General features: G+C 59.7%; 13 protein-coding genes. 10 read left to right on the top strand and 3 right to left on the bottom strand.

What is annotated here, in order from left to right:
- Positions 1-208 precede the first annotated feature (208 nt).
- The 3 genes from dnaQ (at position 209) to KGB06_RS25795 (ending at position 4,138) form a co-directional block, all read left to right on the top strand.
- Positions 209-967: a DNA polymerase III subunit epsilon gene (gene dnaQ, locus KGB06_RS25805; protein WP_007944584.1), complete on the top strand. Its 759-nt coding sequence runs from the start codon at positions 209-211 to the stop codon at positions 965-967.
- 286 nt (positions 968-1,253) lie between these two features.
- Positions 1,254-3,509: an arginine/lysine/ornithine decarboxylase gene (locus KGB06_RS25800; protein WP_223520824.1), complete on the top strand. Its 2,256-nt coding sequence runs from the start codon at positions 1,254-1,256 to the stop codon at positions 3,507-3,509.
- A gap of 14 nt (positions 3,510-3,523) precedes the next feature.
- A complete protein-coding gene (locus KGB06_RS25795) occupies positions 3,524-4,138 on the top strand; it encodes a GNAT family N-acetyltransferase (RefSeq protein ID WP_223520821.1) in 615 nt (204 codons plus the stop codon).
- Here the strand turns inward: KGB06_RS25795 and KGB06_RS25790 are convergent.
- Both KGB06_RS25790 and KGB06_RS25785 read right to left on the bottom strand, forming a co-directional pair.
- Complete coding sequence (locus KGB06_RS25790; protein ID WP_223520819.1) at positions 4,104-4,997, bottom strand: LysR family transcriptional regulator; 894 nt, start codon at positions 4,995-4,997, stop codon at positions 4,104-4,106. The two genes, KGB06_RS25795 and KGB06_RS25790, sit on opposite strands and share 35 nt — an antisense overlap.
- An 88-nt stretch (positions 4,998-5,085) precedes the next feature.
- Positions 5,086-5,346: a hypothetical protein gene (locus KGB06_RS25785; protein WP_223520817.1), complete on the bottom strand. Its 261-nt coding sequence runs from the start codon at positions 5,344-5,346 to the stop codon at positions 5,086-5,088.
- A 176-nt stretch (positions 5,347-5,522) separates the two neighbouring features.
- Here KGB06_RS25785 and KGB06_RS25780 point away from each other — a divergent pair, with 176 nt between their 5' ends.
- Both KGB06_RS25780 and KGB06_RS25775 read left to right on the top strand, forming a co-directional pair.
- Complete coding sequence (locus KGB06_RS25780; RefSeq protein WP_223520816.1) at positions 5,523-6,083, top strand: NADPH-dependent FMN reductase; 561 nt, start codon at positions 5,523-5,525, stop codon at positions 6,081-6,083.
- Between the two features lie 188 nt (positions 6,084-6,271).
- Positions 6,272-7,555 carry an arsenic transporter gene (locus tag KGB06_RS25775; protein ID WP_223520814.1) on the top strand — a complete coding sequence of 428 codons (1,284 nt, stop codon included), beginning with the start codon at positions 6,272-6,274 and terminating at the stop codon, positions 7,553-7,555.
- A gap of 114 nt (positions 7,556-7,669) precedes the next feature.
- On the opposite strand, the gene KGB06_RS25770 is transcribed toward KGB06_RS25775, so the two are convergent.
- Positions 7,670-8,620, bottom strand: a complete 951-nt coding sequence (locus KGB06_RS25770; RefSeq protein WP_223520812.1) for a DUF1853 family protein — start codon at positions 8,618-8,620, stop codon at positions 7,670-7,672.
- Between the two features lie 108 nt (positions 8,621-8,728).
- Here KGB06_RS25770 and KGB06_RS25765 point away from each other — a divergent pair, with 108 nt between their 5' ends.
- From KGB06_RS25765 to KGB06_RS25745, 5 genes are read left to right on the top strand one after another with little or no spacing between them, the layout of a single operon-like run.
- Entirely contained in the window at positions 8,729-9,619 is an 891-nt protein-coding gene (locus tag KGB06_RS25765) for an NAD(+) kinase (protein WP_027923400.1), read from the top strand.
- Positions 9,619-10,590 carry a metallophosphoesterase gene (locus KGB06_RS25760; protein ID WP_223520810.1) on the top strand — a complete coding sequence of 324 codons (972 nt, stop codon included), beginning with the start codon at positions 9,619-9,621 and terminating at the stop codon, positions 10,588-10,590. Before KGB06_RS25765 ends, KGB06_RS25760 begins: the two co-directional genes overlap by 1 nt.
- Positions 10,587-11,456, top strand: coding sequence for a rhomboid family intramembrane serine protease (locus KGB06_RS25755; protein ID WP_223520808.1), 870 nt, complete (start codon positions 10,587-10,589; stop codon positions 11,454-11,456). Before KGB06_RS25760 ends, KGB06_RS25755 begins: the two co-directional genes overlap by 4 nt.
- A gap of 34 nt (positions 11,457-11,490) precedes the next feature.
- A complete protein-coding gene (locus KGB06_RS25750) occupies positions 11,491-11,751 on the top strand; it encodes a YeaC family protein (RefSeq protein WP_223520806.1) in 261 nt (86 codons plus the stop codon).
- On the top strand, positions 11,748-12,578 hold the full coding sequence (locus KGB06_RS25745; RefSeq protein WP_223520942.1) for a DUF2797 domain-containing protein: 831 nt from the start codon (positions 11,748-11,750) through the stop codon (positions 12,576-12,578). The genes KGB06_RS25750 and KGB06_RS25745 overlap by 4 nt, the downstream gene beginning before the upstream one ends.
- Positions 12,579-12,581 lie beyond the last annotated feature (3 nt).

Here is a 12,581-nt window from a genome sequence, read left to right as displayed (position 1 = left end):
CAATAGGTCAGTTTGACCGAGGCGCAGCTATTCGCGAGCAGGTCGAATCGTCGCACCGTCGCTCCCACAGGGGATTTTCGAACAATGGAGATCCCGTGTGGGAGCGAGCCTGCTCGCGATGGCCGCGACTCGGTCTATCTGAATCACCCCGGCGAGCGTGTTAACATCGCCGCTTTTGCACGAATGACCCGTTGAGAGCTGAGCACTGATGGCCACCAGATCCGTTGTACTCGATACCGAAACCACCGGCATGCCGGTGACCGACGGCCACCGGATTATCGAAATCGGTTGTGTCGAGTTGATCGGTCGGCGCCTGACCGGCCGGCATTTTCACGTTTACCTGCAACCGGATCGCGAGAGTGACGAAGGCGCCATCGGCGTCCACGGCATCACCAACGAATTTCTGGTGGGCAAACCGCGTTTCACTGAAGTGGCCGATGAGTTCTTCGAGTTCATCAAAGGCGCGCAACTGATCATCCATAACGCGGCGTTCGACGTTGGCTTCATCAACAACGAATTCGCCCTGATGGGCCAGCACGATCGTGCGGACATCACGCAACACTGCTCGATCCTCGATACCTTGATGATGGCCCGGGAACGTCACCCGGGGCAGCGCAACAGCCTCGACGCCTTGTGCAAACGTTATGGCGTCGATAACTCGGGTCGAGAGCTGCACGGCGCTTTGCTCGACTCCGAAATTCTGGCTGACGTTTACCTGACCATGACCGGCGGCCAGACCAGCCTGTCGCTGGCCGGTAATGCGTCCGACGGTAATGGCTCCGGCGAAGGTGCGGATAACTCGGCCACCGAAATCCGCCGCTTGCCGGCCGACCGCACGCGCGCCCGCATCATCCGCGCCAGCGAAGATGACCTGGCCCAGCACGTGGCGCGTCTTGAAGCCATCGCGAAAGCCGCCGGCGCCCCGTCGCTGTGGCAGCAACTGGCGGATGCCAAGGCGCAGGCCTGAATCCGTAGCAGCTGTCGAGTACCGCGAGGCTGCGTCCGGCTGCGAAGCAGGCGTGAAACCAGACACTACGGTGTTTCAGGTATACCGCGTTCTCTGGGTTTACGACGGCTACGCAGCCGGACGCAGCCTCGCGGTGCTCGGCAGCTGCTACAGGTCGTGTTCGCTTGCGACATTAGCGTGCATCAATTGACCCACTTCAGGGCATCGGCACTCGCCACATCCGCATCAACCCTCTACCCTGAGGGTATTGGCAGGCTGCGGTCTGCCGCCTCAGGACACTGAGCCCATGTATAAAGATTTGAAGTTCCCGGTCCTGATCGTCCACCGCGACATCAAGGCCGACACCGTCGCCGGTGATCGCGTGCGGGGCATCGCCCGGGAGTTGGAGCAGGAAGGCTTCAGCATTGTTTCGGCGGTGGATTACACCGAAGGGCGGCTGGTCGCATCGACCCATCACGGCCTCTCTTGCATGTTGATTGCCGCTGAAGACGCCAGTACCGACTCGCATTTATTGCAAAACATGGCCGAGTTGATCGGCCTGGCGCGAGTGCGTGCGCCGGACCTGCCGATCTTCGCCCTCGGCGAACAAGTGACGCTGGAAAACGCGCCCGCCGATGCGATGGCCGAACTCAATCAGTTGCGCGGCATTCTTTATCTGTTCGAAGACACGGTGCCGTTCCTGGCCCGGCAAGTGGCCCGGGCCGCACGCAAGTACCTGGACTGTCTACTGCCACCGTTTTTCAAGGCGCTGGTGCAACACACCGCCGATTCCAATTATTCCTGGCACACACCTGGCCACGGCGGTGGCGTGGCGTACCACAAGAGCCCGGTCGGGCAGGCGTTTCACCAGTTTTTTGGGGAAAACACCCTGCGTTCGGATTTGTCCGTGTCGGTTCCCGAATTGGGTTCCTTGCTCGATCACACCGGTCCGCTGGCCGAAGCGGAAGCGCGAGCCGCGCGCAATTTCGGCGCCGATCACACCTTTTTCGTGATCAATGGCACCTCGACTGCCAACAAAATCGTCTGGCATTCGATGGTCGCCCGCGATGACCTCGTGCTGGTGGACCGCAACTGTCACAAGTCGGTGTTGCATTCGATCATCATGACCGGCGCGATCCCGTTGTACCTGTGCCCGGAGCGCAACGAACTGGGGATCATCGGCCCGATTCCGTTGAGCGAATTCAGCCGCGAGTCGATCCAGGCCAAGATCGACGCCAGCCCGCTGACCAAAGGTCTCGCGCCCAAGGTCAAATTAGCGGTCATCACCAACTCGACCTATGACGGCCTTTGCTACAACGCGGAGTTGATCAAGCAGAGCCTGGGCAACAGCGTCGAGGTGCTGCATTTCGACGAGGCCTGGTACGCCTACGCGGCGTTCCATGAGTTTTTCGCCGGGCGTTACGGTATGGGCACTACGCGCAGCGAAGACAGTCCACTGGTGTTCACCACGCATTCCACGCACAAGCTGTTGGCCGCGTTCAGTCAGGCCTCGATGATTCATGTTCAGGACGGTGGCGCACGGCAACTGGACCGCGACCGCTTCAACGAAGCGTTCATGATGCACATCTCCACGTCGCCCCAATACAGCATCATTGCGTCGCTGGACGTGGCCTCGGCGATGATGGAGGGTCCGTCCGGGCGTTCGCTATTGCAGGAGATGTTTGACGAGGCCCTGAGTTTTCGTCGCGCCCTGGCCAATTTGCGGCAGCACATTGCGGCGGATGACTGGTGGTTTTCCATCTGGCAGCCGCCGTCGGTGGAAGGCATCGATCGCGTGGTCACCGAAGACTGGCTGCTGCAACCCGATGCCGACTGGCACGGCTTTGGCGGCGTGACCGACGATTACGTGTTGCTCGATCCGATCAAAGTCACCCTGGTGATGCCCGGCCTGACCGCAGGCGGTGCGCTGAGTGAGCGCGGGATTCCGGCGGCCGTGGTCAGTAAATTTCTCTGGGAGCGCGGGTTGGTGGTCGAAAAGACCGGGCTGTATTCGTTCCTGGTGCTGTTCTCGATGGGCATCACCAAAGGCAAATGGAGCACGCTGTTGACCGAGTTGCTGGAGTTCAAGCGCAGCTACGATGCCAACGTCAGCCTGACAACTTGCCTGCCCTGTGTGGCGCAACCGAGCGTCGGGCGTTATCAAGGCATGGGCTTGCGCGATTTGTGCGATCAATTGCACGCCTGCTATCGCAGCAATGCCACGGCCAAACACCTCAAGCGCATGTACACCGAGCTGCCGGAAATCGTCATGAAGCCGGCCGACGCCTATGATCATTTGGTGCGGGGCGAGGTAGAGGCGGTGTCGATCGATGCGCTGGACGGGCGGATCGCTGCGGTGATGCTGGTTCCGTATCCGCCGGGCATTCCGTTGATCATGCCGGGCGAGCGGTTCACAGAGGCGACCCGGTCAATCATCGACTACCTTTCATTTGCACGCACGTTTGATAGCAGTTTCCCAGGATTCGTCGTCGATGTGCATGGCTTGCAACACGAAGACGAGGGCAATGGACGGCACTACACCGTCGATTGCATCAAGGAATGAGGACCTTTCCCAGTATGCAACCTGTCATTAATCCGAAGTACCCCGGCCTTTCGGTGCGTGTCGCCGATGACGGCTTCGCGGCCTATATCTGGGGCAGTGATTTCAGCTTTGAAGTCGCCGCCTATGGCGCTGCCGAAATGGGCAAACCGGTCGAGCAGTGGCCGATCACGCCGATCACCCCTTATCGAAAGTGTTACGGCATCGACCCTGAAGAGTTCAGCAGTTTTCGCGACGCCGCCGACAGTGCGATTTTCATGGCCTATCTCGATGATGAGCCCGTCGGCCATCTAGTGGTCAGCACCAACTGGAACGGCTTTGCCCATATCGACGAGCTGGCGGTGCATGCCCCGGCGCGGCACCATGGCGTGGCCAAAGCGCTGCTGGACGTGGCTCAGTTCTGGAGTCGCAAGAAAAAACTGCCGGGCATCATGCTCGAAACCCAGAACAACAACCTGGGCGCCTGTCGGCTTTATGAGCGGTGTGGTTATGTGATTGGCGGGATCGATCATCTACGCTATCGCGGGATCGATCCGAACACCGCCGAAGTGGCGCTGTTTTGGTATCGCTTGTTCTATAACTCGCCGGAAAACCCGCTCAGTTCGCGAGCATCGCCGCGGCTTGTTCCGTAATGATGTCCAGCAGTGTCTGAACGGCGGCGGATGGTTCGCCGTTTTTCAGGGTCAGGGCGTAGAGGCTGACCGGCACTGCCGGCGCCAGCGGGCAAACATCCAGTCCGCTGGATTTGGCGCCAAGGGCGGTAAACGGGTCGACAATCGCCAGGCCTTCACCGGCCTCGACCATGCTGCGCATCATTTGATGCGTCTGCACCCGGATATGCACGAGCGGGGCCGGGCGCAAGGCCTGCAATTTGTTCTCGAGTGCCGGGCTCAGCGGGTCGTGGCCTTCCAGGCCGACCATCGACTGGCCCGCCAGATCCTGCAACGAAATGTATTTCTGCTTGGGCTGCAGCCAGCCATGGGGCGCCAAGAGCTGGAGCTTGCCTTGGGCAATCATCTGGCAATGGATGTCGGCGTGGTCGGGATCCTGCAGGCTCAACCCCAGATCGCTTTCGCGCAACAACAGGGTTTTGATGATCTCGCGGGTCGGCTGGCTCAGCAGGCTGCAAGGTGCATCGGGCAGGCGTCGGCGCAGGACGGCGATGCTCTGAGGCAACAGTTGTTGGGCCAACGGCGGGGTGCAGATGATGCGCAGGGGCGGTGCCTGGTATTGCTTGAGGCTGGCAGCCAGGCGCTGAACGGGTTCAAGCGCTTCGTAGACGTGGGCGATTTCGACCTGTAGCTCCCGCGCTTCGCGGGTCGCCTGCAAGCGTCCGCGCACGCTGGAAAACAGCATGAAACCCAACTGACCCTCGGCCTCGCGCAAAATGCCTTCAACCTCGGCCACCGGCAACTGCAGCCATTCGGCAGCGGTGCCCAGGTGACCGGTCTGCACAAGCGCGTGGATCACTTCGATGTGGCGTAAACGCATGCGTGAAGTCCATGTTCGGCAGGTGAGGGAATCAGTGACTGAATCCTAACTCAAGTGCGCGCCCATGACTTGTGCTCATAACGCGGGGTTATGACGCGATGGTGGCTACTGGCACGCTGCCGACAAACGTGTCGGGTTCGCGCACGATGGTCACTTCCGATTGAACCAGCAGAAACTGGTTGTCATCCAGTTTCTTGATACGGTCGCCAATGGCCAGTTTGTAGGTGGTGACAGGCTCCGTGCTGCCGAAACCGTCTGCCGACGGGATGGATTCCTGGAACTCATGCACGGAATAAACGCGGCCTTCCGCATCTCTTGCGTGGAACTGACCGACAAGTACTGCTGCCATCTGTTTAGAACCTCTGGAGATAAATCACTCAAATTTCGGTTCTGTAGACCGTGCTTGGGCGAAGTAAGTTTTCCTGCAAGAAAAAAATAGTCAGGGGCAGTGAAATTCAACAGCCCGCTGGGTGATTCGTCATCTATAACTACAAGCTCTTCCATCGGACAGTCGAGACATCTTCCATGAGCAACGTCTATACGATCGCCGTAATAGTCGGCAGCTTGAGAAAGGCATCGATCAATCGCAAGGTGGCACTGGCGCTGGCCGACCTTGCTCCCGCGAATCTCAAACTTCAAATCGTCGAAATTGGTGACTTGCCACTCTACAACGAAGACATCGATGGCGCTTCACCGCCGGCAGCCTACAGCACTTTCCGACAACAAGTACGTTCATCCGACGCAGTGCTGTTCGTCACCCCGGAATACAACCGTTCGGTGCCGGCGCCTATGAAGAATGCCATCGACGTGGGATCGCGGCCGTATGGCCAGAGCGCATGGAGCGGCAAACCGGGCGCAATCATCAGTGCTTCGCCGGGTGCTGTCGGCGGGTTTGGCGCCAACCATCACTTGCGTCAGTCCATGGTATTTCTGGATGTGCCGTGCATGCAGCAGCCGGAAGCCTACCTCAGTGGTGCCGGTTCAGCGTTCGACGAGTCAGGAAAACCCTCAGAGTCGGTCAAACCGTTCTTGCAGAAATTCATCAACGCCTACGGCCAATGGGTCGAACAACACAAAAAGGCCTGACCCCCCCCTGTGGGAGCGAGCTTGCTCGCGAAAGCGGTGTATCAGTCAAATCAATGCCAACTGACATACCGCTTTCGCGAGCAGGCTCGCTCCCACAGGGATAATGGGGTGTGCAACACGTTTGCGCTTTACTCCGCTCGTGCATTGCGGCTGAATCGCGGTTTGTTTTTCGCTCAAGGTTGTTTTGCATGCTCATCGCTTCACTCATTTTCCTGCTGACCATCACGCTGGTGATCTGGCAACCCAAAGGCCTGGGCGTCGGTTGGAGTGCGGTGTTCGGCGCTGTGCTGGCGCTGATTTTCGGTGTGGTGCAGTTGAGCGACATCCCGATCGTATGGCAGATCATCTGGAACGCCACCGGCACGTTCGTGGCGCTGATCATCATCAGTCTGTTGCTGGACGAGGCGGGCTTCTTTGCCTGGGCCGCCTTGCATGTGGCGCGTTGGGGGCGGGGCAGCGGGCGTAAGCTGTTTGCTTATATGGTGCTGCTGGGGGCGTTGGTCTCGGCATTGTTCGCCAATGACGGAGCGGCGCTGATTCTGACTCCCATCGTTATTTCAATGCTGCTGGCACTGCGATTCTCCCCGGCAGCCACGCTGGCGTTCGTGATGGGCGCCGGTTTCATCGCCGACACTGCAAGCCTGCCGCTGGTGGTGTCGAACCTGGTGAACATTGTTTCCGCCGACTTCTTTCATATCACGTTCAACCGCTATGCGGCGGTCATGGTCCCGGTCAACCTGGTGAGCGTCGCGGCAACACTGGCGGTGTTGATGTGGTTCTTCCGTCGCGACATTCCCAAGGCTTACGACCCCGAGCAATTGGAGCTGCCGGCGACTGCGATACATGACAAGGCGACGTTTTTTGCTGGTTGGGTAGTGTTGGTGATCCTGCTCGTGGGTTGTTTTGCCCTGGAGCCGCTGGGTATTCCGATCAGCGCCATTTCTGCGGTGTGCGCCGCGTTGCTGTTGGGGATCGCCGCCCGGGGCCACAAGATTTCAACGCGCAAGGTGATGAAAGAAGCGCCGTGGCAGATCGTGATTTTTTCGCTGGGTATGTACCTGGTGGTGTATGGCCTGCGCAATGCCGGGTTGACTGGGTATCTGGCGGGTTGGCTGGACGGGTTTGCACATTACGGCGTGTGGGGCGCGGCCATGGGCACGGGGGTGCTGACGGCGATTCTGTCTTCGATGATGAACAATTTGCCGACGGTGCTGATCGGTTTGCTGTCGATCGATGCCAGTCAGGCCAATGGTGTGGTGAAGGAGGCGATGATTTATGCCAACGTCATCGGTAGCGATCTTGGGCCGAAAATCACGCCGATTGGCAGTCTGGCGACGTTGTTGTGGCTGCATGTGCTGGAACGCAAGAGCATCCGGATTGGGTGGGGGTATTACTTCAAGGTCGGGGTGGTGTTGACGGTGCCGGTATTGTTGGTGACGTTGGCGGCTTTGGCTGTGCGGTTATCTCTCTAGACCGAGTCGGCTTCATCGCGAGCAGGCTCACTCCTACACTGGATCTGCGCCATAAGGAGATCAAATGTAGGAGTGAGCCTGCTCGCGATAGGGCCGGCCCAGCCACCACAAATCTCAACCACTACCCGGCACATTCGGCCAAAGATCCGCCACCAGAAACAACCGTTCCGCTTCCTCCCATTCCCCATCGGTATTTTCGATCAGGCGAACCATCAACTGCGCCGGGGCCTGGGGTTCGAGGTCGTTCAGCCAGGCATTCAACTGTTCCGGGCTCCAGGTGTGCTCCGCAGGATAATGCGCCGGTGCCAGCCAGGCATGGCGGGGCAGGGGTTGCCAGCGACCGAAGGGGCGCTGCACGACAAAGTCCGCCCAGTCTTTCTGATGCAGCCAGCTACCGCGCAAATGCTGCGGATGCGCACCGCCGGGTGGCGCGGCGCGTCCCGGCCACGGATACAGCAGGTAACCGCCGAGCCACAAGTGTGCACTGAACTGCTGAATATCCAGGGCCGCCAGCACTTCGCGACTTTCGCCGCGGGCAGAAATGGGCAGTTGATGCAGAGCCAGGTGTGCCAGTTTGCGGTCCAGCCGATCATGACAACCGGGGCCGAGCCACTGAGCGGTGTCATGCCCGTCGCCATTTTGCGGCCCGAGATAGAGCTTGATCGCCAGTTCCAGGTGCTGCACGCCGTCGCGGTCACGCAGCAGCATGTCCAGTTCGCCCAGTGTGTGGCCTTCACGGCGGATCGGCAGGTTGGCGGCAATCAGCTCGATCCCCGGCGCGTGACGCACCGCGTACTGCCACAGGCGCTCGTAATACAGGCCCAGACGCCGGGTTCGGGCCTGGGACAGCCAGTGCAGCAAGTCGTAGCTGTCACGGTCCAGTTGCCGCAGCCAGCGCTCCAGGCGCTCAGGCTCTTGCACCCATTCGCTGCCGGTCAGGGGATGGCGTTGCGGCCACGGTGTATCGATGAGCATCGGCGGCGCGAGGATGACCCAAGCCAGGTCGCGCACTTCGGGGTGGCGCAACTGATGGGGCAACGAGAGCAAATCGGGAAATAGGATCATCTTGCGAGCATAGCCCTAAACATGAGTACACCCTTGTGGCTGAAAGGATTTTGTCTATCCCGCGCTTTCGCCCATAATCGTCTTTTTCGCCGTCCTCGCAGGAACCCCATGGAGCAATTTCGTAATATCGGCATCATCGGTCGCCTGGGCAGTTCTCAGGTGCTGGATACCGTCCGCCGACTGAAACGGTTTCTGCTCGATCGTCACTTGCACGTGATCCTCGAAGACACCATCGCCGAAGTCCTTCCCGGTCACGGCCTGCAAACCTCGTCACGCAAGATGCTCGGCGAAGTGTGTGACATGGTGATTGTGGTCGGCGGTGACGGCAGCCTGCTCGGCGCCGCCCGGGCGCTGGCCAAGCACAATATTCCGGTGCTCGGCATCAACCGTGGCAGCCTCGGTTTCCTGACCGATATTCGTCCTGACGAGCTGGAAGTCAAGGTCGCCGAAGTGCTCGACGGCCACTACCTGGTGGAAAACCGCTTTCTGCTGCAAGCCGAAGTCCGCCGTCACGCCGAGGCTATCGGTCAGGGCGATGCCCTCAATGACGTGGTGCTGCATCCCGGCAAATCGACGCGAATGATCGAATTCGAACTGTACATCGACGGCCAGTTCGTTTGCAGCCAGAAGGCCGACGGCCTGATCGTTGCGACGCCCACCGGTTCGACCGCCTACGCGCTGTCGGCGGGCGGACCGATCATGCATCCCAAGCTCGACGCTATTGTGATTGTGCCGATGTACCCCCATACCTTGTCGGGCAGGCCGATTGTGGTCGATGGCAACAGTGAGCTGAAAATCGTCGTGTCCAAAGATATGCAGATTTACCCGCAAGTCTCCTGTGACGGGCAGAACCACTTCACCTGCGCCCCCGGCGACACCATCACCATCAGCAAGAAAGCGCAGAAGCTGCGGCTGATTCATCCGCTTGACCACAACTACTATGAAGTCTGCCGGACCAAACTCGGATGGGGCAGTCGATTGGGTGGTGGAGGCGACTGATGCTCGATCCCGCGCGTAGCTACGACCTGATCGGTGACGTGCACGGTTGCGCTCTGACCCTTGAGCACTTGCTCGACCGGCTCGGTTATCAAAAACAACGTGGCGTCTGGCGGCATCCGTCGCGGATGGCCGTGTTTGTGGGCGACATCATTGATCGCGGCCCTCGCATTCGCGAGGCGCTGCACATCGTCCATGACATGGTCGAGGCCGGCCAGGCGCTGTGCATCATGGGCAATCATGAATTCAACGCACTGGGTTGGAGCACGCCAGCGCCACCGGGCAGCGGCAAGCAGTTCGTCCGGGAACACACGCCGCGCCATGCCCGATTGCTCGGTGAAACCCTGACCCAGTTCCAAGACCATCCCGGCGACTGGCATGACTTCCTTCAGTGGTTCTACGAGTTGCCACTGTTCGTTGACGCCGGCCGCTTCCGGGTGGTGCATGCCTGCTGGGATGCGGGCCTGATCGAACCATTGCGCAGGCTGTTCCCCAACGGCTGCGTCGATGAGCATTTCCTCCAGGCGTCGGCCGTGCCGGGCAGTTTCGCCTGCACCGTGTTCGACCGGCTGCTGCGCGGCACCGACATGCGCTTGCCCCATGGGCTGACCATGACCAGCGGTGACGGCCTGGTGCGCTCGTTCTTCCGTACCAAATTCTGGGAAGACGACCCGCAAACCTACGGAGACATCGTGTTCCAGCCTGACGCGTTGCCCGAACCCGTGGCGCAGACGCCCCTGACGTCCACGGAAAAAAACACCTTGCTGCGTTACGGCGTCGATGAACCGCTGTTGTTCGTCGGCCACTACTGGCGCAGCGGCAAACCGGTGCCGATACGCCCGAACCTGGCCTGCCTGGATTACAGCGCCGTGCTCTACGGCAAACTGGTCGCCTATCGGCTGGATCAGGAAACCCGGCTTGATCCAAATAAATTTGTCTGGGTCGATGTCGAACGGCCGGAGGTGCTGCAATGAGTGCTGTTGCTGTTTTGCGTCTGCCACTGGCGGTGGATTTGAGCGGGTTCGTCAAACTGCTGCAACGCATGCAGGTGCCGCATCGCGTCAGCGAAGAGTCGGGAGAACAGGTGCTCTGGGTGCCGGCCAACATCAGTCAGGACGTGCTTTCGCTGTACGAACGCTTTCCCGCCGGTGACCCCGATCAGCAGCTGGACATTCCGGCGGTGTTAACCATCCAGCGCCCCGGTTTCGTCGAGCAGCTGCGCTACGCCAAGGCGACAGCGCTGGTTTTGCTGCTGAGCATCCTCGTCGGCGCGGTGACGCTGCTGGGCGAGAATCTCGACACGATGCGCTGGCTGACCTTCCTCGATTTTCGCGTGGTTGGCGAGTACATCCATTTCGTGCCATTGGCTGACAGCCTGGCGGCGGGGCAGTGGTGGCGACTGATGACGCCGATGCTGATCCACTTCGGCATCCTGCATCTGGCCATGAACGGCATGTGGTATTGGGAGCTGGGCCGGCGCATCGAATCGCGCCAGGGCAGCATCAACCTGATTGGCCTGACGTTGCTGTTCAGCCTCGTTTCCAACTGCGCCCAGTATTATTTCAGCGGCCCGACCTTGTTCGGCGGGTTGTCCGGTGTGCTGTACGGCCTGCTCGGGCATTGCTGGATCTTCCAGCTGTTGGCGCCGAACCCGGCTTATCGCCTGCCGCGCGGCGTGCTGGTGATGATGCTGGTTTGGCTGGTGCTGTGCCTGTCCGGGCTGATCTCGATGATCGGCTTCGGTGAAATCGCCAACGCAGCCCATGTCAGCGGGTTACTCATCGGATGCTTCACCGGTTTGTTGGGTGGTTTGTACAACCGCCGTAAACTGGCCGCCTAAAACAGTTTATGTATTAAAGAGCGCGGAGACCTTGATGTCCTCTTTTAACGAAATGATCAAAAACATCACCCCCGATATCTACCAGAGCCTGAAACTGGCGGTGGAAATCGGTAAATGGGCGGACGGTAACAAGCTCACCGCCGAGCAACGCGAACTGTCGCTGCAAGCGATGATCGCCTGGGAAATCCAGAACCTGCCCGAAGAAGAGCGCACCGGTTACATGGGGCCGCAGGAATGCAGTTCGAAGTCGATCAGCGTGCCGAACATCCTGTTCAAGTCGGAAGCCATCCATTGATCGAGATTGGCCGTGGTGCAATCAGCAAAATGTCGGCCCGCCTTGACGGGTCTGACGTGCAGTACGCGTTTCGTCTGGGCGACCTTGAGGTGCCGGTCAATCCAATGATCGGCACCACCGTGCGCCTGGAATACCTGGGGGCGATTCATTGCACCCATTGTGGACGCAAGACCAAAACCAGTTTCAGCCAGGGCTATTGCTACCCGTGCATGACCAAACTGGCGCAGTGCGACATCTGCATCATGAGCCCGGAGCGTTGCCACTTTGACGCCGGCACTTGCCGTGAGCCGGAGTGGGGCCAGACGTTTTGCATGACCGATCACATCGTCTATCTGTCCAACTCGTCGGGGGTGAAAGTCGGGATTACCCGCGCCACCCAGCTGCCGACCCGCTGGATCGATCAAGGCGCCCGTCAGGCGTTGCCGATCGTGCGGGTGTCGACCCGTCAGCAGTCAGGTTTCGTCGAGGACCTGTTTCGCAGCCAGGTGGCGGACAAGACCAACTGGCGTGCCTTGCTCAAGGGCGAAGCGGCATCGGTCAATCTGGCCGAGGTTCGCGACCAGTTGTTCGACAGTTGCGCCGAGGGCCTGCAAACCTTGCAGGAACGATTTGGACTACAAGCAATTCAGACGATTACCGACGTAGAAACCCTTGAGATCTGCTATCCGGTCGAGCAATACCCGGCCAAAATCGTCAGCTTCAACCTGGACAAGAATCCGATTGCCGAAGGCACGCTGCTGGGGGTCAAGGGCCAATACCTGATCTTCGACACCGGCGTGATCAATATTCGTAAATACACGGCTTATCAGCTCGCCGTGCATCAGTAAGGA

The organism is Pseudomonas sp. GL-B-19, from assembly GCF_019956415.1.
GTDB lineage: Bacteria > Pseudomonadota > Gammaproteobacteria > Pseudomonadales > Pseudomonadaceae > Aquipseudomonas.
The sequence above is the reverse complement of the archived record's forward strand: the minus strand, read 5'-3'. Positions and strand labels throughout refer to the sequence as shown.